Raw genomic sequence first — 20,131 nt, forward strand, 5'->3', positions numbered from 1 at the left:
CGCAGAGACATGAGTGAAAACGTCACTCTGCCTAAACAGCAGGGAACACCAGACGGGTCCGGCGACCGGGGCGAGGCACTGCTCCACGTCGAGGGCCTGACCAAGCATTTCCCGATCTATGGAGGCTTCCCCTTCAAGCGCCAGGTCGGCGCCGTCAAGGCGGTCGACGGGATCGACCTGACCGTGCACGCCGGTGAGGCCCTCGGCCTCGTCGGCGAGTCCGGCTGTGGCAAGTCCACCACCGGACGGCTGATCACCCGGCTCCTCGAGCCGACCGGCGGCAAGATCACCTACGCCGGGCAGGACATCACCCACGCCAGCCGCAAGCAGCTTGCGCCGGTCAGGTCCGAGATCCAGATGATCTTCCAGGACCCGTACTCGTCGCTGAACCCGCGGCAGACCGTCGGCACCATCATCAAGAGCCCGATGGAGGTCAACGGCATCAACCCGGCCGGCGGCCGTGAGAAGCGCGTACGGGAGCTGCTGGAGACCGTCGGTCTCAACCCGGAGCACTACAACCGCTTCCCGCACGAGTTCTCCGGCGGCCAGCGGCAGCGCATCGGTGTGGCGCGGGCCCTCGCGCTGGAGCCGAAGCTGATCATCGCCGACGAGCCGGTCTCCGCGCTGGACGTGTCGATCCAGGCGCAGGTCGTCAACCTGCTGCAGAAGGTCCAGGACGAGCTGGGTATCGCCTTCCTGTTCATCGCCCACGACCTGGCGGTCGTGCGGCACTTCTCGCAGCGCGTGGCCGTGATGTACCTCGGCAAGGTCGTGGAGGTCGCCGACCGTGACTCCCTGTACAACAGGCCCCGCCACCCGTACACGCACGCCCTGCTCTCGGCCGTGCCCGAGGCGGATGTCGACTCCGACAAGAAGGAGCGGATCCGTCTCTCCGGCGACGTCCCGTCTCCGATCATGCCGCCGTCCGGCTGCCGCTTCCGCACCCGCTGCTGGAAGGCGCAGGACAAATGCGCGACCGAGGAGCCGCCGCTGGTCCAGATCTCCGGGAACCGTGACGGCCACCTGACGGCCTGCCACTTCCCGGAGGAGCCGACCATCGAGGGGCGCGTCGAGGACGTCGTTCTCGACCCGGCGCTCGCGGCGCTGGAGGGCGAGAGCGGCTCCGACGACTGACGCGTAGGCGCGTATACGCGTACACGCGAGGAATGCCCCGGCCGCCTGTTCAGCGGCCGGGGCATTCTCGTATTCCGGCTCCCGCCCCCGTGGATTCCCCCGTGATTTCAATCCGGGGAGCCGGTGACTGTGGCAATATGCGTGGCCATTCGTCAGGAGTACTGAATGCCCCACAAATTGCTGCTCGCCTTGACCGGAATGGTGCCGGGCTTCTTGTAAATGGTCTCGGTCTTGCAGGTGCCGCCGGGGCCGGTGAAGACGCGGTACTTGTGCGCCGTGAAGCTCTTGGCCTCGTGGTGCATCATCAGACGGCCCTTGGTCTTGCCCGCCTGCCGCTGCACCGTCGCCGCGTAGGTCCAGGTGTCGGACTTGGACCAGGTCTTGGCGAGGGAGACGCTGAAGGACGTGCTGGCCTTGGCGAAGATGACGCCCGCCTCGGCGCCGACGGTCGCGGTGCCGGTGGCGGTCCAGCTGCCGGTCTTGTTCTTCGCGTAGCTGATGGTGACGCCCGGCCTGGCCCAGTCGCTGTGGACGTTGGTGGCCTTCCACACCGTCTTCTTGTTGATGATGGTGATGTATGTACCGTTCGAGTCGCATCCCTGGACACCCGCATTCGCGGGCGCCGCCGCGACAATGGTGCCGGCGCCGATGACGACAGCGGCGAGTGTCGTGCTGAGTGCGCGCCTCATACCGGTTTTCCCCTCGTTTTTGGTCTCGCCGTGTCGGCTTGACCGGTCGCCGACAACTGTGGCCCACGTGCTCGTGAGTTGGAATCCATTTGAGGAAAAGCTGAGCTTAACTTCCGTACTGCTAAAGGAAGTTGACGGTCGAACAGAATCTGGCAGCCGCTGCTAAAACCGTTTGCGCACCCGCGTCCCGGCCCGAAGAGTGGGGACATGTCCTTCACTGTCCGGCCGGCCACCTCCGAGGATGCCCCCGCCGTCTGCGCTTTGCTGAATGCCGTCGATGTCCTCGAAATCGGCCGGGCCGAGACCGACCTCGGTTCGGTCGAGACCGATCTGAACCATCCCGATGCCGATCTGGCACAGAACTCGTGGCTGGCGTTCCACGACGAGGAGCTCGTCGCGTACGGACTGCTCTGGGACGACTCCGGGGCCGAACGCATCGACATCGACCACTACGTCCTGCCCGGACACCAGGACGCGGGGGAGCGGCTGCTGGAGCTGATGCAGACGCGGGCCCTGCGGCGGGCCGAGGGCAACGGGGCCGACCGGGCCGTCGTCCATCTCCACCTCAACATCCGGCCCACGCTGGACACCGCGCTGCTCACCGGCCGCGGCTGGGGGACCGTACGCCGCTACAACGTCCTCACCAGGCCGCTGTCACCCCCGGCCGACCCCGTCCCGGCGCCGCCGCCGGGACTCACCCTGCGCGACTGCAGCGACGAGGCCGACCGCAGGCGCGCCCATGAACTGATCGAGGAGACCTTCGCCGAGCACTACGACCATCAGCCACGCACCTACCAGCAGTGGCTCGACGACCGCGGCAAGGGCGTCGACTGGTCCCTGGTGTGGATCGCCTCTCTCGCCGGCTCCGGCGATGTCGCCGTGGTGCTGACCCGGGACGACCGGGAGCCCCATGGCTGGATCCAGTACCTCGGCGTACGGAAGCAGCACCGCGGCAGCGGGATCGCGAGTCATCTGCTGCGCCATGCCTTCGGCGTCTACGCGGACCGTGGCCGCGACACCATCGCCCTCGGGGTGGACACCGGGAACGCGACGGGCGCCCTGCGGCTGTATGAGGCCCACGGCATGAGCCTCTACTTCGCCGTGGACACCTGGGAGGTGACCCTGCGGCCCTAGGGCCTGTCTTCCACGGCTCGTCCGGACGGCCGAGGCTGACGTGCGGACCGTCATGGTATGGGGTGATATTCGGTCCTAAGTGAGAATTAGGACACGGGAGGCACTCCATGCGTGGAGCCACGCACGCCAGATTTGCCGCATGCGCGGTGGCCGTCGCCCTCGCGGCGACGGCCTGTGGCGGCGGCAGCGACAGCGGCGGCGGCGGTGGCGCCGACGGGATCGTGAAGTCCTCCTGGGGTGATCCGCAGAACCCGCTTGAGCCCGCGAACACCAACGAGGTTCAGGGCGGCAAGGTCCTCGACATGCTCTTCCGCGGCCTCAAGCGGTACAACGCGAAGACCGGCGCGGCCGAAGACATGCTCGCCGAGAAGATCGTGACGACGGACTCGGTCAACTTCACGGTCACCGTCAAGGACGGCTGGACCTTCAGCAACGGTGAGAAGGTCACCGCCAAGTCCTTCGTGGATGCCTGGAACTACGGCGCCAACCTCAAGAACAACCAGAAGAACGCCTACTTCTTCGGCTACATCGCGGGCTACGCGCAGGTCCACCCGGACAAGGGGCAGCCCACCGCCCAGACGCTCTCCGGGCTCAAGGTCGTCAACGACAAGACCTTCACGGTCAAGCTCAACCAGAAGTTCTCCACGTTCCCCGACACCCTCGGCTACTCCGCCTACTCGCCGCTGCCCACGGCCTTCTTCAACAGCCACGACACCTGGCTCTCCAAGCCGATCGGCAACGGCCCGTACACCGTCAGCTCGTACACCAAGGGCTCGAAGATGGAGATGCGCCGCTGGGACGCCTACCCGGGCTCCGACAAGGCGCAGAACGGCGGCATCGACCTGAACGTGTACACGGACAACAACACCGCGTACACCGATCTGACCGCCGGCAACCTCGACCTTGTCGACGACGTCCCGGCCTCGCAGCTCAAGAACGTGCAGGCGGACCTGGGCGACCGGTACATCAACACCCCCGCCGGCATCATCCAGACCCTCGCATTCCCCTTCTACACCCCGGCCTGGAACACACCGAACGCCGCCAAGGTCCGCAAGGGCCTGTCCATGGCGATCAACCGCCAGCAGATCACCGACACGATCTTCCTGAAGACGCGTACGCCCGCGAAGGACTGGACCTCGCCCGTGCTCGGCGCGGACGGCGGCTTCGACGACACCCTGTGCGGTAGTGCCTGCGAGTACAACGCCGCCGAGGCGAAGAAGCTGATCACCGAGGGCGGGGGCATCCCCGGCGGCCAGCTGAAGGTCTCGTACAACGCGGACACCGGCTCGCACAAGGAATGGGTCGACGCGCTCTGCAACAGCATCAACAACGCGCTGGGCAACGACAAGGCGTGCGTCGGAAACCCGGTCGGCACCTTCGCCGACTTCCGCAACCAGATCGGGCAGCACAAGATGCCCGGACCCTTCCGGGCGGGCTGGCAGATGGACTACCCGCTGATCCAGAACTTCCTGCAGCCGCTGTACTACACCAACGCCTCGTCCAACGACGGCCTGTACAGCAACCCCGAGTTCGACAAGCTGGTCGACCAGGCCAACGCCGAGACCGACACGGCGAAGGCCGTCGACCTGTTCAAGCAGGCCGAAGAGGTCCTGCGGGACGACATGGGCGCCATCCCGCTCTGGTACCAGAACGGCAGCGCCGGCTACTCGGAGCGCGTCTCCAATGTCGCCCTGAACCCCTTCAGCGTCCCGGTCTACAACGAGATCAAGGTCAGCTGACGACGGAAGGCCTCCGGCCCGGCGTTCCCCGCGCGCCGGGCCGCCCCCTTCCCACGACCCCCGGAGCCGTTCATGGGACGTTATGTGATCCGGCGTCTGCTGCAGATGATCCCGGTCTTCTTCGGCGCGACGCTGCTGATCTTCCTCATGGTGAATGTGATGGGCGACCCCATCGCGGGCCTGTGCGGGGACCGGCAGTGCGACCCGGCGACGGCCGCCCAGCTGCGCAAGGAGTTCGGTCTCGACAAGCCCGCGTGGCAGCAATACCTGACGTACATGGGCAACGTCTTCACCGGTGACTTCGGCACCGCCTTCAACGGGCAGAAGGTCACTGAGCTGATGGCCGACGCCTTCCCGGTCACCATCCGGCTCACCCTCGTCGCGATCTTCTTCGAGATCGTCATCGGCATCACGCTCGGTGTGATCACGGGCCTGAAGCGCGGCCATGTCGTCGACACCAGCGCGCTGGTGCTCACTCTGGTGGTCATCGCGATCCCGACCTTCGTCACCGGTCTCGTCGTCCAGCTGCTGCTCGGCGTCGAGTGGGGCGTCATCAAACCGGCCGTCTCCTCGGAGGCGCCGCTGGACGAGCTGATCATCCCGGGACTCGTGCTCGCGTCCGTGTCACTCGCGTACGTCACCCGGCTGACCAGGACCTCCATCGCCGAGAACGCCCGCTCCGACTACGTCCGTACGGCGAAGGCCAAGGGACTCCCCAAGTGGCGGGTCATCCGCCGCCATCTGCTGCGGAACTCACTGATCCCGGTGATCACCTTCATCGGCACCGACGTGGGCGCCCTGATGGGCGGCGCGATCGTCACCGAGCGCATCTTCAACATCCACGGCGTCGGCTACCAGCTCTACCAGGGCATCCTGCGCCAGAACACCCAGACCGTCGTCGGCTTCGTGACCGTGCTCGTCATCGTCTTCCTGCTGGCCAATCTGCTGGTCGACCTTCTGTACGCCGTTCTCGACCCGAGGATCCGCTATGCCTGAGCCGCAAGAGCCCTACTCCGACGGTGGGGCCATCGCCGCCACGGGGGCGGGAGGCACGATGGACCTCGCGACCGACGAGGGGGAGACGCTGGAGAAGACCCCCGGTGGTCCGTTGGGCACCGGGCCCGCCGAGAAGCCCCGCAGCCTGTGGTCCGACGCCTGGCGCGATCTGCGGACCAACCCGATCTTCATCATTTCCGGCCTGATCATCCTCTTCCTGGTGATCATCTCCATCTGGCCCTCGCTGATCACGTCTCAGAGTCCGCTCGCGTGCGACCTCGCCAAGGCCCAGCAGGGCTCCCAGCCCGGCCACCCCTTCGGCTTCAACGGGCAGGGCTGCGACGTGTACACCCGTACGGTCTACGGCGCCCGCACCTCGGTCACGGTTGGCGTCTGCGCCACGCTCGGTGTCGCACTGATCGGTTCCGTACTCGGCGGTCTCGCCGGTTTCTACGGTGGAGGGTGGGACGGGCTCGTGTCCCGTGTCGCCGACATCTTCTTCGGCATCCCGGTGGTCCTGGGCGGTCTGGTCTTCCTGTCCGTCGTGACCAGCTCCACCGTCTGGCCGGTCATCGGCTTCATGGTGCTGCTCGGCTGGCCCCAGCTCTCCCGTATCGCGCGTGGCTCGGTCATCACCGCGAAGCAGAACGACTACGTCCAGGCGGCCCGGGCGCTCGGCGCGTCCAACTCCCGGATGCTGCTGCGGCACATCGCCCCCAACGCCGTCGCCCCGGTCATCGTCGTGGCGACCATCGCGCTCGGCACCTACATCTCCCTGGAGGCGACCCTGTCGTTCCTCGGAGTCGGCCTCAAGCCGCCGTCGGTGTCCTGGGGCATCGACATCTCCTCCGCGTCGCCGTACATCCGCAATGCCCCGCACATGCTGCTCTGGCCGGCCGGCGCGCTGGCGATCACCGTGCTCGCGTTCATCATGCTGGGCGACGCGGTGCGCGACGCCCTCGACCCCAAGCTGCGCTGAGGAGCCCGCCATGTTGCTCGAAGTGCGTGATCTGCATGTGGAGTTCCATACCCAGGACGGGGTGGCCAAGGCCGTCAACGGCGTCAACTACACGGTGGACGAGGGCGAGACCCTCGCCGTGCTGGGCGAGTCCGGCTCCGGCAAGTCCGTCACCGCACAGGCGGTCATGGGCATCCTGGACATGCCCCCGGGCAAGATCACCGGCGGCGAGGTCCTCTTCCAGGGACAGGATCTGCTGACGTTCAAGGAGGAGGAGCGGCGCCAGGTCCGCGGGGCCGGGATGGCCATGATCTTCCAGGACGCGCTCTCCTCCCTGAACCCGGTGCTCAGCGTCGGCGACCAGCTCGGCGAGATGTTCATCGTCCACCGCGGCATGTCGAGGAAGGACGCGCGCGCCCAGGCAATCGAGCTGATGGAGCGGGTGGGCATTCCTGCGGCCAAGGAGCGGGTGGGGCAGTATCCGCACCAGTTCAGCGGCGGTATGCGCCAGCGCATCATGATCGCCATGGCTCTCGCGCTCAAGCCCTCGCTGATCATCGCGGACGAGCCGACAACCGCGCTGGACGTCACCGTCCAGGCGCAGGTCATGGACCTGCTGGCCACGCTCCAGACCGAGCTGAACATGGGGCTCATCCTGATCACCCACGACCTCGGCGTCGTCGCGGACGTCGCGGACAAGATCGCCGTTATGTACGCGGGACGGATCGTCGAGACCGCCCCGGTCCACGACATCTACAAGGCCCCGGCCCATCCGTACACCAGGGGCCTGCTCGACTCGATCCCGCGCCTGGACCAGAAGGGCGAGCAGTTGTACGCGATCAAGGGCCTGCCGCCGAACCTGATGAAGATCCCGCCCGGGTGTGCCTTCAATCCGCGCTGTCCGCTGGCCCGGGACGTGTGCCGGACCGATGAGCCGCCGCTGTACGAGGTGTCCGAGAGCCGCAGGAGCGCCTGCCACTTCTGGGAGGAGCAGCTCAATGCCTGAGGCGATCCTGGAGGTCCGCGATCTGGTCAAGCACTATCCGCTCACCCAGGGCATCCTCTTCAAGAAGCAGGTCGGCGCGGTCAGAGCGGTGGACGGCGTCGACCTCGACCTGGTGGCGGGCGAGACGCTGGGCATCGTGGGCGAGTCGGGCTGCGGGAAGTCCACGCTTGCCAAGATGCTGGTCCACCTCGAGCAGCCGACGGCAGGGACGATCCGGTACAAGGGCGAGGACGTCACCAGGCTGTCCGGGCGGGCCCTGAAGACGGTGCGGCGGAACATCCAGATGATCTTCCAGGATCCGTACACCTCGCTCAATCCGCGGATGACGGTCGGGGACATCATCGGCGAGCCGTACGAGATCCATCCCGAGGTGGCGCCGAAGGGGGACCGGCGGCGCAAGGTGCAGGATCTGCTGGACGTCGTGGGGCTCAACCCCGAGTACATCAACCGCTATCCGCACCAGTTCAGCGGCGGTCAGCGGCAGCGCATCGGCATCGCGCGCGGGCTCGCGCTCCAGCCGGAGATCATCGTGGCCGACGAGCCGGTCTCGGCGCTCGACGTGTCCGTCCAGGCGCAGGTGATCAATCTGCTGGACAGTCTGCAGAGCGAGTTCAGCCTGAGCTATGTGTTCATCGCGCACGACCTGTCGATCGTGCGGCACATCTCGGACCGGGTCGGCGTGATGTATCTGGGGCGGGTGGTGGAGATCGGCAGGGACGAGGAGATCTACGAACATCCGACGCACCCGTACACACAGGCGCTGCTCTCGGCGGTCCCGGTGCCGGACCCGGAGGCGCGCGAGCACCGGGAGCGGATCATCCTGCACGGCGATGTCCCGTCACCGGCGAACATCCCCTCGGGCTGCCGTTTTCGTACGCGATGCTGGAAGGCGCAGGAGAGGTGCGAGCTGGAGGTGCCGCTGCTCGAGGTGCCCGCGGTGTTCCGGCTGTCGGAGGGACCGGCGAAGCATCCGTCGGCATGCCACTTCGCGGAGGAGAAGCACGTGGTGCCGTCGGCGGACTCCGGCGACAAAGACGAGTAAATGCGCATCAATTTCATTAACACGCAGGCAACTTGGCCGTCGCGGCTCCGATATACGAACGCGCCACGCTGAACAACGTACGGCCGTGCGGGTGCCGTAGACCGGCCGGAGCACGCCATGTGGCTCCGGCCGGTCGCCCGTGCACCGTGCGGGGCCCTTGTTCAACTCTGTGCACCGATGCACCATCGCAGCTGTGACTCTTACGCGGGGGGCCAGAATTACCGGAGCGGTGCTGTGCGCCGCGCTCGCTCTGGTCGTGGGCGGCTGGATCGGCCGGGATCTCACCACGGTGGACGCCCCGCTGGACCTGTGGCGGTTCTGGACCGGGAACGTCAGCGCCGGGGCCGCATCGCCGCTGAGCACCACCCTTGAGGATCTGCTGCTCCTCGCGGTGTACGTCGCGGTCGGCATCGCAGCCCTGCGCTCGGCCGTCGCCGGCGCCGCGCTGGTCGCCGCGGGCGTGGTCACTCTTGCCGTACGGCTGCCCGGGCTGTGGGTCCTCAGCTCCTCCTGGATGGGTCTGCGGACCACCGACGAACTGCGCACCCGGGCGCTGTACTGCACGTTCGCCGCGCTCGGGCTCGGTGTCGGGCTGATCATCACGGCGGCGGCGGGGCGGAGGGCGCCGGTCCCCAGGGCGCCGGGGACCTACGAGCCGTACACCACGCAGGACGCCTACGTCACGCAGGACGCCTACGTCACGCAAGACGCCTACGCCACGCATGAGCTGACGCCGACCGGGCCGACGCAGGGGGTGTCCGTGCTCGCCTTTCTGCTGCTCGGCTCCGCGGCGGGAGTTCTGGCGGCCTGGGAGCTCTACACGGCGACGGAGATCGGCGGATCGCGCTATCTCGACCGCTTCGAGGGCAGTGACACGGTCCTGATGCCGCTGCTCGGGACGCCGCCGGGGTGGCTGGCGGCGGTCATCGTCGCGCTCGCGCTGGTGGCGGCGGGCGGAGCGCTCTTCCACGCGGTCTACTCGCGGCCGCTGGGGCTGGTGGTGGGGCTGTTCCTGCTCGGCACGGGCGGACGGGGCATCGACATCGCCGTACGGAACGAACTGCTCACCCGGCTCGGAGATCTGCCGACGAGGGATCAACTCCTGGTGCTGTCCTGGCTGTTCGAGGTGGCGGCAGGGTTGGTGCTGCTGATCGCGCTGGGGCGGCGGGGGGAACGGGACGGAGTGGCGGGAGGGACGTGGGCGGCGGCGGGGGCGAGCGGAGGCTTCCGGCCACCGCCGCCCTCTTCGCCCCCGCCGGGGTGGTAGTGGTCGGGGACCGCCTAGCGCGACCCCAACGACCGCTTCAGGAAGTCCACCTGGAGCAGAAGCAGGTTCTCCGCAATCTGTTCCTGCGGCGTCATATGCGTCACCCCGCTCAGCGGCAGCACCTCATGCGACCTCCCCGCCGCCAGCAACGCCGACGACAACCGCAACGTATGCGCCATCACCACATTGTCGTCCGCCAGGCCATGAATGATCATCAACGGCCTCGCCGGGTTCTCCGGCAGCGTCAACCCGTCCTCCGTGACCAGGGAGTTGGCCGCGTACACCTCCGGCTGCTCCGCCGGATCGCCGAGATAGCGCTCGGTGTAGTGCGTGTCGTACAGCCGGAAGTCGGTCACCGGCGCACCCGCCACCGCCGCGTGGAAGACATCGGGGCGGCGCAGCACCGCGAGTGCCGCCAGATAGCCGCCGTAGGACCAGCCGCGGATCGCGACCCGGTCGAGGTCGAGCGGGAACGCACCGGCCAGGGCTTGCAGGGCCTCGATCTGGTCGTCGAGGGTCAGCGGGAAGTTGTCCTTGATCGCCTTCTCCCAGCCGGGGGAGCGCCCGGGGGCGCCCCGGCCGTCCGCGACGATCACCGCGAAGCCCTGGTCGGCGAACCACTGTGAGGTGAGATACGGATTGTGCGCCGCGTACACACGCTGACCGTGGGGTCCCCCGTACGGATCCATCAGCACGGGCAGCAGACCGTCCGAGTCCTGGTGGCCGGAGGGCAGCAGCACACCGCACGGAATCCGCCGCCGTCCTCCCTCCATCAGCCGAACGCGCGCGGTGAGTACCGGCTGCTCGGCGTACGAGGCCACCGTCGCGACCGGCTTCCCGTTCCGCAGCACCTGTACGGACGTTCCGCTCACTTCCGTACGGGACGAGGCCAGCACCGTCACCCCGCCGGAGCGTACGGCCGAGTGAACCCCGGCCCCCTCCGAGATGCGCTCGATCCCCAGCTCATTGACCCTGTACACATGGATCTCGCCGATCTCCGGATCCGCGGCCTCCTCGCCCGCAGCCGCAGACACCAGAACATCGTTCTCGCCGATGTCGAGCACCGCCCGCAGCTGCAGCTGTGCCCCCGTCAGCGCCCGGTCGCCCACCGCGAGCACGCGCGCGCCGCCCTCGTCCGCGATCCGCACCAGGCGCCCGTCCGGCGCCCAGGCAGGCACCCCGGGAAACAGATCCAGCCACACCGCGTCCTCGTCGACGTGCACCGTCCGGGTCGCGCCGGTCTTCGGGTCGACCGCCAGATACAGCTGGGTCCTCTGGTCACGCGCCTGGACGAGCAGCAGCGGAGCGCCCGCCGCCGACCAGTGCACCCGGGCCAGATACGGGTAGCGGGACCGGTTCCAGCTCACCTCCGTGCGTTCCCCGTCCAGCGTGAGCAGGAACAGCCGCACCTCGGCATTGGGCGTGCCCGCCGCCGGATACGCCACCTGCTCCGGCTCCCGGTCCGGATGCGCCGCATCGGAGATCCACCAGCGCCGTACCTCCCGCTCGTCCACACGCGCGACGAGCAGCCGGTCCGACTCGGGCGCCCACCAGAAGCCCCGCGAGCGGTCCATCTCCTCGGCAGCGATGAACTCCGCCAGGCCGTACGTGGTGTGCTCGTCCTCCGGCTCGGCCAGCGCCCTGTCCCCCTCGCCCTCCGCGCCGGTCAGCCGCAGCGCGCCCCTGGCCACATACGCGATGTGCCGCCCGTCGGGGGAGGGCCGGGGGTCGATCACCGGTCCGGGCACGGGCAGTTCGCGCGCGGTCCCGGCCCGCAGCTCCGCCGTGAACAGCCGCCCGGAGAGAGCGAAGGCCGCCAACTCGACCGCCTGGTCCACCGCATAGCCGACGATCCCCGCCGAGCCCTCGCGGCTGCGCTCCCGCCGGGCCCGCTCCTCGGCCGACAGCTTCTCGTGTGCCCCGCCGAGCAGCGCCTCAGGATCGGCCGCCGGCCGCTCCTGCGGCCTGCGGGCCTCGCCGTCGAGATCCAGCACCCAGAGCCTGCCCGCCCGGTCGGTCCCGGAGGACGACCGGAGGAACACCACCCGGGAGCCGTCCGGCGACACCGTGAAGGCGCGCGGTGCGCCGAGAGTGAAGCGCTGGGTCCTGGCGTACTGACGCGGGAAGGAGAGCTGCAGCCTCGTGGTCATGCGACCGAACCTAGCGTTCGTGCGCCCCCGTGTGCTGCCGTGCACCGATCGATGCGTGGGAACGGATAGTTATGATCCGTAGCGCAAGGTGGGTATGAACCCCCTGGCACATGCAACCTGCCCGTCCCGACCGAATATCTGTGGAGGTGAACCGCCGTGGCACTCTCGATTTCGGCGGTGGTGCTGCTGGCGATCGTCGTCTTCCTGCTGGTCCGGAAGTCCGGGCTGAAGGGTGGGCATGCGGCGGTCTGCGTGTTGCTCGGGTTTTATCTCGCAAGCTCTTCCATCGCCCCGACCATCAACGAACTGACCACGAACGTGGCCGGGATGATCGGTGGCATCAAGTTTTAGCGCCTCGGGCCCGGCCTCGTAGGCTGTCCGCCCTCGTAGGCTGTCCCGCATGAAGGATCTTCCCGCCCGTCGTCTGCTGCTGGTGCACGCGCACCCGGACGACGAGTCGATCAACAACGGCGCGACGATGGCCAAGTACGTGGCCGACGGCGCCCAGGTCACGCTGGTGACCTGCACCCTCGGGGAGGAGGGCGAGGTCATTCCGCCGGACCTCGCCCACCTCGCGTCCGACCGGGACGACCGTCTCGGGCCCCATCGCGTCGGCGAACGGGCAGCCGCGATGAAGGAGCTGGGCGTCACCGACCACCGCTTCCTCGGCGGCCCCGGGCGCTTCCGGGACTCCGGGATGATGGGCGCCCCGCAGAACCGCCGTGAGGGCGCGTTCTGGAACACCGACGTGGATGAGGCCGCTCCGTATCTCGTCGGGATCATCCGTTCGGTGCGCCCGCAGGTCCTGGTGACGTACGACCCTGACGGCGGCTACGGACACCCCGACCACATCCAGGCCCACCGGGTCGCGATGCGCGCCGCCGAGCTGGCCGCCGAGCCCGACTACCGGCCCGGTCTCGGGGAGGCGCATGCCATCTCCAAGATCTACTGGAACCGGGTGCCGCGCTCGGTGGCCGAGGAGGGCTTCGCGCGGCTGCGTGCCGCCGGGGTGGACTTCCCGGGCATCGCGGCGATCGACGACATTCCGGGCGTGGTCGACGACTCCGAGATCACCACGGAGATCGACGGCACGCAGTACGCGGAGCCCAAGGCGGCGGCCATGCGGGCCCATGCCACCCAAATCGCCGTGGACGGCCCCTTCTTCGCGCTCTCCAACGATCTGGGGCAGCCGATCTTCGCGACGGAGTACTACCAGTTGGTGCGGGGCGAGCCGGGCGCGCCGCCCGGAGAGCGTGAGAACGATCTCTTCGCGGGGGTGGCGGCATGAGCGCGAGTGGCGGCCGGATCGCCGGATATTTCGGTCTCGCGGTGTTCGGCGCGCTGGTCGGCATCGCGGGCTCGCTGGTCCAAGGGGCCTGGCTCCCTGCCGGGTTGATTCTTGCGCTGCTCGCCACAGCCGGGCTCTTCTACGGCTCCCTGCGGCTGACCGGTACCCAGCTCGGAGTGCTGGCGCCCGCGGCGGGCTGGCTGCTGGCGATCGTGGTGCTGAGCATCGGACGTCCCGAGGGCGACGGCATGTTCTCCGCGGGCATCGGACCGCTCGTGTTCATGCTCGGCGGGATGGCGATTGCTGTGATGTGCGCCACCATGTCGCGGGCCGCGCAACCGGGCGGCGGCGCAGGCCGACTTGGCAAGTAACGGCGAGGCGAAGTACCTCTTCGGCGGTTGTGTGCCGGTCCGGGGTCAATGTGCCGCGCACCGCTCTCACCTCGGGCGGGACCCCCGACTCACACGCTGTGAGGCGGGCCCCTATGGTGGGTCGCCCCCAGGGGTGGGAAGCCACTGAACTGACCATGCCCGTACGGTCGGCGGAATGTCGCTTTCCACAGTCCCGGGGTGTCTGTCGGCGGCGGCCAGTATGGTGGTGCGCGCCGCCGAGCCGCCCATAGCAGAGCACGGACTTGTAAGAAACGGGCGGCGGAGCCAACCGGGAGAACCTGCTTTGAGTCGTGAAACTGACAGTTCGTCCTCCGGCCCCCAGGGGCGCGGTGGAGCCGCGTACCCCTCGGGAACACCGCCGTACGGATCCCGCCAGTATCCGTCGCTGCATCCCCCGCAGGACGCTCCTGACGAGGCCGCCGCTGCGCCTGACGAGCCGCTGCCCGACGAGCCCAGGACCGAGACCACGCTGACCACCCGCATCCGGATCAACATCCCGGGTTCGCGGCCGATCCCGCCGGTCGTCATGCGTACGCCGATGAGCGAGGCGGCCGCGGCCGCTTCCGGCGGCCAGGACAGCGAGCGCACCGGCAGCACTCCGCGTCCGGACGTGGCGCAGGATGCCGCGGCGGCGGAGCCGCAGGCCGAGGAGAAGACCCCGACGAGCGACTGGTTCGCGCCGCGGAAGTCCGCGTCGTCGTCCGGCACGAACGGGGCGGGTCTTTCGGCACCGGGTGCGCAGCAGTCCGCTTCCGCCGCACCTGCGGGTCAGGCCGGACCGGCTGGGGGCGCTGCTTCGGGTCCGTCCGCGAACGGTGGCGGTCCCGGCCCGGGGCTTCCGTACTTCTCCGACGGTCAGCAGTCCGGCGGCCGTCCGTCCGGCCCGGGACAGGGCGGACCGGGTCCCGAGGCAGGTGCACCGCGCCCGCACAGCTCGCTCAGCGACCTGGCGGCGAACACCGGCGCCCCTCCGTCCGGTGCGAACGGATTCGCTCCCGCTCCCGGGAACAGCACGCCTCCACCGGGCGTACGGCCGCCGAGCGGCCCGACCGGGGGGCCGGTCAAGGGCAGCATGCCGGTCCGGCCGCGTACGGGCGGCCAGGGCGGGCCCCAGGGCCCCGGCCCCGGCATGCCCGGCCCCGGCATGCCCGGCCCCGGCGGTCCCGGCTCCGGACCTCGGATGTCCGACGACACCGCCGTGCTGACCCCGCAGAAGCCCGCCGGTCCGGCTCCCGAGCCCGCCGGTGGCCATGTCTCCGGTGACACGCTCACCAGCGGGATCCCCGTGGTCCCGCCGGAGCACCGCTCGCCCTTCCCGCCCCTCGGCGGCCCCGGGGCCGGACCCGGCACCGGGCCGAACCCGCTCGCGCCCCCGATCATCGGCGGCCGGGGCCCGCAGGACCCCGACGCCGGTTTCTCCGCGCCGGAGTTCCCGGCCGGTCCCGGCGGTACCCCGGGTGGCCCCGTGGTGCCCGTCCCCGCCTCGGACAGGCCCGCCCCCGCCCCCGCCCCCCGTTCCGCTCCCACCAAGAAGGGCCGCTCCAAGCTGGTGCTCGCCGGCGCCGGAGTGGTCGGCCTGCTCGGTATCGCGTACGGCGCGGGGCTGCTGATGAACCACTCCGACGTACCGAAGAGCACCACGGTCCTCGGCGTCGACATCGGCGGCGGCACCAAGGAGGACGCGGTCAGCAAGCTCGACGCCGCCCTCGGCAAGCGCGCGGCGACCCCGCTCCAGCTCACGGTCGGCGGCAAGAAGGAGCAGCTCGCGCCGGACAAGGCCGGGCTCTCGCTGGACAGCCAGGCCACCGTGCGTAACGCCGCGGGCAGCGACTACAACCCTGTCTCGGTGATCGGCTCACTCTTCGGCAGCGAGCGCGTCGCCGAACCGGTGATCCTGGTCGACGAGGAGAAGCTGAGCGTCGCGCTCACCGACCTCGCAGGGGTCTCCGGCTCGGCCACCGAGGGCACGATCAAGTTCGAGCCGGGCAAGGCCGTGGCCGTACCGGGCAAGTCGGGCCAGACGCTGGATGTCGGCCGTTCCATGCTCTCGGTCAAGGACGCGTACCGCGCCCAGGTCGAGACCGGCAAGCCGAACCTGGTGGAGCTGCCGGTCGCCACCCGCGAGCCGACCATCAGCCAGACCGAACTCAACCGGGCGATGAAGGACTTCGCCGAGCCTGCGATGTCCGGCCTGGTCACGATCAAGGCGGGCGGCAAGCAGATCCTGTTCGGCCCCGCCAAGTCGCTGCCGAAGATCCTTTCCATGAAGGCGATCGACGGAAAGCTCGTCGAGGTCTACGACAAGAAGGCGATCGACGAGCTCCTGGACGGTGTCTTCGACGGCGTCATGATCACCAAGGGCGACGGCAAGAAGCACCAGGTCTCCGCGGACGATGTCGCGCAGGCTATGGGGACGGCGTTGCGCGGCAAGACGTCCGCGGAGCGCACCACCGTCATCGAGCTCAACCCGAGCTAGGGCCTGATCCGAACGACAGGCCCCTAGCAGCTCAACCGCCGAGCCGCGTCCGGCCGCAGGACCGTACCGCCGTTCTCGCTGACAAGAGCCCCTGCCCGGCCCGGGCAGGAGCTCTCGCGCAGCCGAGGTCATGGTGTGGGCCATGACATCTGTCATCCCGGAGTCACGACGGCCGACACTGACGGCGGACCCCGCCCGGCGGCCAGTCTGGACCCATGACGACGACAGCCGCTCCCACCGTGACGACTCCGGTGGTGAGCTTCGAGAACGTGAACAAGAGCTACGGCTCGGTGCGCGCCGTGGCCGACCTCTCGCTGACGCTCCACCCCGGCGAGACCGTCGCCCTCCTCGGCCCCAATGGCGCGGGCAAGTCCTCCACGCTCGATCTGCTGCTCGGCCTGCGCCCCGCCGACACCGGGTCCGTACAGCTCTTCGGCACCACCCCGCGGCAGGCCGTCGAGGCCGGCCGGGTCGGTGCGATGCTGCAGAGCGGCGGCCTGATGGAGGAGGTCAGGGTCCGCGAACTGGTGCGGCTCGCCTGCGCGCTGCACCCCAAGCCGTACCCCGTCGACCAGGTACTCGCGCAGGCCGGGATCGGCCAGATCGCCGACCGTATGGTCAACAAGCTCTCCGGCGGCCAGGAGCAGCGTGTGCGGTTCGCGCTCGCGACCGCAGGTGCCGGCGATCTGATCGTCCTCGACGAGCCGACCACCGGCATGGACGTCAGCGCCCGGCACTCCTTCTGGGCCACCATGCGCGAACAGACCGAGCAGGGACGTACGGTCCTGTTCGCCACGCACTACCTGGAAGAGGCGGACGCGATCGCCGACCGGGTGCTCGTACTGCACCGTGGCCGCCTCCTTGCCGACGGCACGGCCGCCGAGATCAAGGCGAAGGCGGGAGCCCGGCGCATCTCCTTCGACCTGGAGAGCGCCTTCGACGAGAACGCGCTGCGCGGGCTGCCCTTCCTGTCAGGCTTCTCCGTCTCCGGCCGTACCGTCCGTATCCAGTCGCACGACGCGGACGCGACCGTCCACGCGCTGTACGGACTCGGCCTCTACCCCCGCAATCTCGAAGTCGCAGGACTGGGTCTTGAACAGGCCTTCGTCGCCATCACGGAGGCCGAGGAGGCCAAGGCACCATGCTGAATCAATTTTCCGGGGCCCTCATCAAGCTGGAGATCACCCGCACCCTGCGGAACAAGAAGTTCATGTTCTTCTCGGTGATCTATCCGTCCGCGCTGTTCCTGATGATCGCGGGCACCCAGGACTCCGCCACCAAGGTCCCGCACACCCAACTGACGATGCCCGCCTTCTACATGGTCGCGATGGCGTCGTTCGGCGCCCTGACCGCCGTACTGATGGGCAACAGCGAGCGCATCGCCAAGGAGCGGGAGAAGGGCTGGGTCCGCCAGCTGCGGCTCACATCGCTGCCCGGCCGCGGCTACGTCCTGGCGAAGATCGCGGGTGCCGCCGTGGTGACCCTGCCGTCGATCGTGATCGTCTTCGTGGTCGCCGCCATGGCCAAGGACGTACGCCTCGAAACCTGGCAGTGGCTCGCGCTCACCGGTTCCATCTGGGCCGGCAGCCTCGTCTTCGCCGCGCTGGGTGTGGCCATCGGCTATATCGCGAGCGGTGACGCGGTCCGGCCCGTCACGATGATCCTGTACTTCGGGCTGTCGATCCTCGGCGGCCTGTGGATGCCGACCACCGTCTACCCGCAGTGGCTGCAGAACATCGCGGAATGGCTGCCCACCCATGCGTACGCGGGACTCGGCCAGGCCATCGAGCTCGGCAGCTCCCCGCATCTGAAGGACGTCGCCATCCTCGGGGTGTACTTCCTGCTCTTCGCCGGAGGTGCAGCCTGGCTGTACCGGAAGGACACACTGAGGGCGTGAACGAGGAAACCTTCGCCGGGATCGGTCGCCCGCCCGCCACCCGCCGCCAGGCCGCTACGAAGCTGCTGTGGATCTTCATCTGGCTGGCCTTCATGGGCGCCCCGGTCAGCGACCTTCTCCGCGGCGAACACACCGGCCGGGCCACCGCACTCGGGTGGCTCGGCCTCGTGTCCTTCGTCGCCGTCTACCTGGTCCTCGTCTTCCGCCACACCAACCGGCCGCTGGACAGGACCGTCGTCCATGCCACGCTCGCCGTTCTCGTCACCCTCGCGACGGTCCTCGCCCTGACGCTCGGTCCCGTGTGGCTGACGCTGTTCGTCTACGCCTCGGTCTCGGCCGGAGCGACACTGCCGCTGAGCCAGGCCCGCGTGGTCATCCCGGCCATCACCGTGGCGATGGTCCTGATCGGCCTCACCACCGACAACCCGGGCGACATCCTCCCGGCCGTCGTCATCCCGGCTCTGCTCGGGGGCTTCGCAATGGCGGGTGTCCGCCAGATGGTCCGCACCACCATCGCGCTGCGCGAGGCCCGGGCCACGGTCGCCCAGCTCGCGGCGAACGAGGAACGGCTGCGGCTGGCCCGCGATCTGCACGACCTGCTGGGCCACTCCCTCTCCCTGATCACCCTGAAGAGCGAGCTCGCCGGGAGGATGCTGCCGGACCAGCCGGAGCGGGCGGCCCAGCAGGTCGCCGACATCGAGAAGGTCAGCCGCCAGGCGCTCGTCGACGTACGGGAGGCGGTCACCGGCTACCGGCGGCCCACGCTGCCGGGCGAGTTGGCGGGCGCGCGCACCGCGCTGGCCGCGGCCGGAATCACGGCCGAGGTCCCTTCCGAGGCCCCGGAGGTCCCCGAGAAGCAGGAGGCGGCCCTGGCCTGGTCGCTGCGGGAGGCGGTGACCAATGTCGTACGCCACAGCAGCGCGCGCCGCTGCGTCATCGCGCTGACCCCGCGCCAGACGCTGGACGGCCCGGTACTCGAACTGACCGTGGAGGACAACGGACTTGGCGGCAGCCCGTCGTTCGGCAACGGCCTGACGGGCCTGAGCGAGCGCATCACGGAGGTCGGCGGCACGGTCGACGCAGGCTCCGGCCGGGGCTCCCCAGGCGGCTTCACGCTCACCGTACGGGTCCCTCTAGGATCCGCCTCATGATCCGACTCCTCCTGGCCGAAGACCAGTCGATGGTCCGCGAGGCCCTTGCGGCGCTGCTCGGCCTGGACCCGGACTTCGAGGTGGTCGCCCAAGTGGCGCGAGGCGACGAGGTGTTGGCGGCGGCCCGCGCCCACGAGATCGACGTTGCGCTGCTCGACATCGAGATGCCGGGCAGGACGGGCATCGAGGCGGCGCGCGAGCTCCACGCGGAGTTCCCAACACTGAAGATCGTCATCCTCACGACCTTCGGCCGCCCCGGCTATCTCCGTACGGCCATGGAAGCGGGCGCGGACGCCTTCCTGGTCAAGGACGCCCCCGCGGCCCAACTGGCCGACGCGGTCCGCAAGGTGCTCGCCGGTGAACGCGTCATCGACCCGACCCTCGCCGCCGCTGCCCTGGCGGAGGGCGCGAACCCGCTCACGGACCGCGAGCGCGAGGTCCTGAGGGCGGCGGCGGACGGGGCGACCAACGCGGAACTGGCCGCGCGGCTTCACCTGTCCCAGGGGACGGTGCGCAACTACCTCTCGACGGCGATCCAGAAGCTTGCGGTCAGGAACCGCGCGGAGGCCGTCCGGACAGCGCGGGAGAAGGGCTGGCTGTAGGAGGCCGGAGCAGGCCCGTACAGCTGATGGACCAATCAGAGTTGGCATGCCGCGGCCAGATGTTCAAAGCTCCAGTCATAGACGGCAGCCGCCTTCTACGTGGGACTAATATGCATCAAGGTGTCATAAAACTACATATGCTGATAAGAATCACGTAGGGCGTGTTGCTGCCGGCAGGTGGGTCGTTGCAGCCGCGCCCGTTCGTCTCCG

At 69.0% G+C, this 20,131-nt stretch carries 18 protein-coding genes; 16 read left to right on the forward strand and 2 right to left on the reverse strand.

Annotated features, from left to right (window positions below):
• The first annotated feature begins 9 nt into the window (after positions 1-9).
• Positions 10-1,134: a dipeptide ABC transporter ATP-binding protein gene (locus tag ABZS64_RS22685; RefSeq protein ID WP_355832453.1), complete on the forward strand. Its 1,125-nt coding sequence runs from the start codon at positions 10-12 to the stop codon at positions 1,132-1,134.
• Between the two features lie 152 nt (positions 1,135-1,286).
• Here the strand turns inward: ABZS64_RS22685 and ABZS64_RS22690 are convergent, their stop codons facing one another.
• Complete coding sequence (locus ABZS64_RS22690; RefSeq protein WP_355832456.1) at positions 1,287-1,823, reverse strand: hypothetical protein; 537 nt, start codon at positions 1,821-1,823, stop codon at positions 1,287-1,289.
• Positions 1,824-2,030: 207 nt separating this feature from the next.
• Between ABZS64_RS22690 and ABZS64_RS22695 the strand changes: the two genes are divergently transcribed.
• The 7 genes from ABZS64_RS22695 to ABZS64_RS22725 all read left to right on the forward strand — a co-directional run bounded on the left by ABZS64_RS22695 (position 2,031) and on the right by ABZS64_RS22725 (position 9,965).
• Complete coding sequence (locus tag ABZS64_RS22695; protein WP_355832459.1) at positions 2,031-2,957, forward strand: GNAT family N-acetyltransferase; 927 nt, start codon at positions 2,031-2,033, stop codon at positions 2,955-2,957.
• 107 nt (positions 2,958-3,064) lie between these two features.
• Positions 3,065-4,696 carry an ABC transporter substrate-binding protein gene (locus ABZS64_RS22700; RefSeq protein ID WP_355832462.1) on the forward strand — a complete coding sequence of 544 codons (1,632 nt, stop codon included), beginning with the start codon at positions 3,065-3,067 and terminating at the stop codon, positions 4,694-4,696.
• Between the two features lie 72 nt (positions 4,697-4,768).
• A complete protein-coding gene (locus tag ABZS64_RS22705; RefSeq protein ID WP_355832465.1) occupies positions 4,769-5,692 on the forward strand; it encodes an ABC transporter permease in 924 nt (307 codons plus the stop codon).
• On the forward strand, positions 5,685-6,671 hold the full coding sequence (locus ABZS64_RS22710; protein ID WP_355832468.1) for an ABC transporter permease: 987 nt from the start codon (positions 5,685-5,687) through the stop codon (positions 6,669-6,671). The genes ABZS64_RS22705 and ABZS64_RS22710 overlap by 8 nt, the downstream gene beginning before the upstream one ends.
• A 10-nt stretch (positions 6,672-6,681) precedes the next feature.
• Positions 6,682-7,656 (forward strand): ABC transporter ATP-binding protein, encoded by a 975-nt coding sequence (locus ABZS64_RS22715; protein WP_355832471.1) that lies wholly within the window; start codon positions 6,682-6,684, stop codon positions 7,654-7,656.
• Positions 7,649-8,698 carry a dipeptide ABC transporter ATP-binding protein gene (locus ABZS64_RS22720; protein ID WP_355832474.1) on the forward strand — a complete coding sequence of 350 codons (1,050 nt, stop codon included), beginning with the start codon at positions 7,649-7,651 and terminating at the stop codon, positions 8,696-8,698. The genes ABZS64_RS22715 and ABZS64_RS22720 overlap by 8 nt, the downstream gene beginning before the upstream one ends.
• 193 nt (positions 8,699-8,891) lie before the next feature.
• Positions 8,892-9,965, forward strand: a complete 1,074-nt coding sequence (locus tag ABZS64_RS22725) for a hypothetical protein (RefSeq protein ID WP_355832477.1) — start codon at positions 8,892-8,894, stop codon at positions 9,963-9,965.
• Between the two features lie 14 nt (positions 9,966-9,979).
• Here the strand turns inward: ABZS64_RS22725 and ABZS64_RS22730 are convergent, their stop codons facing one another.
• On the reverse strand, positions 9,980-12,115 hold the full coding sequence (locus ABZS64_RS22730) for a prolyl oligopeptidase family serine peptidase (protein WP_355832480.1): 2,136 nt from the start codon (positions 12,113-12,115) through the stop codon (positions 9,980-9,982).
• 156 nt (positions 12,116-12,271) lie between these two features.
• On the opposite strand from ABZS64_RS22730, the gene ABZS64_RS22735 reads away from it, so the two are divergent.
• From ABZS64_RS22735 to ABZS64_RS22770, 8 genes are all read left to right on the forward strand, one after another.
• On the forward strand, positions 12,272-12,466 hold the full coding sequence (locus ABZS64_RS22735) for a hypothetical protein (RefSeq protein ID WP_142213873.1): 195 nt from the start codon (positions 12,272-12,274) through the stop codon (positions 12,464-12,466).
• A gap of 49 nt (positions 12,467-12,515) precedes the next feature.
• A complete protein-coding gene (gene mshB, locus ABZS64_RS22740; protein WP_355832484.1) occupies positions 12,516-13,403 on the forward strand; it encodes an N-acetyl-1-D-myo-inositol-2-amino-2-deoxy-alpha-D-glucopyranoside deacetylase in 888 nt (295 codons plus the stop codon).
• Entirely contained in the window at positions 13,400-13,774 is a 375-nt protein-coding gene (locus ABZS64_RS22745) for a DUF6113 family protein (RefSeq protein ID WP_355832487.1), read from the forward strand. The genes mshB and ABZS64_RS22745 overlap by 4 nt, the downstream gene beginning before the upstream one ends.
• Before the next feature lie 304 nt (positions 13,775-14,078).
• Positions 14,079-16,271 carry a hypothetical protein gene (locus ABZS64_RS22750; protein ID WP_355832489.1) on the forward strand — a complete coding sequence of 731 codons (2,193 nt, stop codon included), beginning with the start codon at positions 14,079-14,081 and terminating at the stop codon, positions 16,269-16,271.
• A gap of 215 nt (positions 16,272-16,486) precedes the next feature.
• Positions 16,487-17,419, forward strand: coding sequence for an ABC transporter ATP-binding protein (locus tag ABZS64_RS22755; RefSeq protein ID WP_355832492.1), 933 nt, complete (start codon positions 16,487-16,489; stop codon positions 17,417-17,419).
• Positions 17,413-18,168: an ABC transporter permease gene (locus ABZS64_RS22760; RefSeq protein WP_355832495.1), complete on the forward strand. Its 756-nt coding sequence runs from the start codon at positions 17,413-17,415 to the stop codon at positions 18,166-18,168. Before ABZS64_RS22755 ends, ABZS64_RS22760 begins: the two co-directional genes overlap by 7 nt.
• Entirely contained in the window at positions 18,165-19,319 is a 1,155-nt protein-coding gene (locus tag ABZS64_RS22765) for a sensor histidine kinase (RefSeq protein WP_355832498.1), read from the forward strand. Before ABZS64_RS22760 ends, ABZS64_RS22765 begins: the two co-directional genes overlap by 4 nt.
• A complete protein-coding gene (locus ABZS64_RS22770) occupies positions 19,307-19,921 on the forward strand; it encodes a response regulator transcription factor (protein ID WP_355832531.1) in 615 nt (204 codons plus the stop codon). Before ABZS64_RS22765 ends, ABZS64_RS22770 begins: the two co-directional genes overlap by 13 nt.
• Positions 19,922-20,131 lie beyond the last annotated feature (210 nt).

The sequence above is a fragment of the Streptomyces sp. NPDC005408 genome (genome assembly GCF_040606445.1).
Classification (GTDB): Bacteria; Actinomycetota; Actinomycetes; order Streptomycetales; family Streptomycetaceae; genus Streptomyces.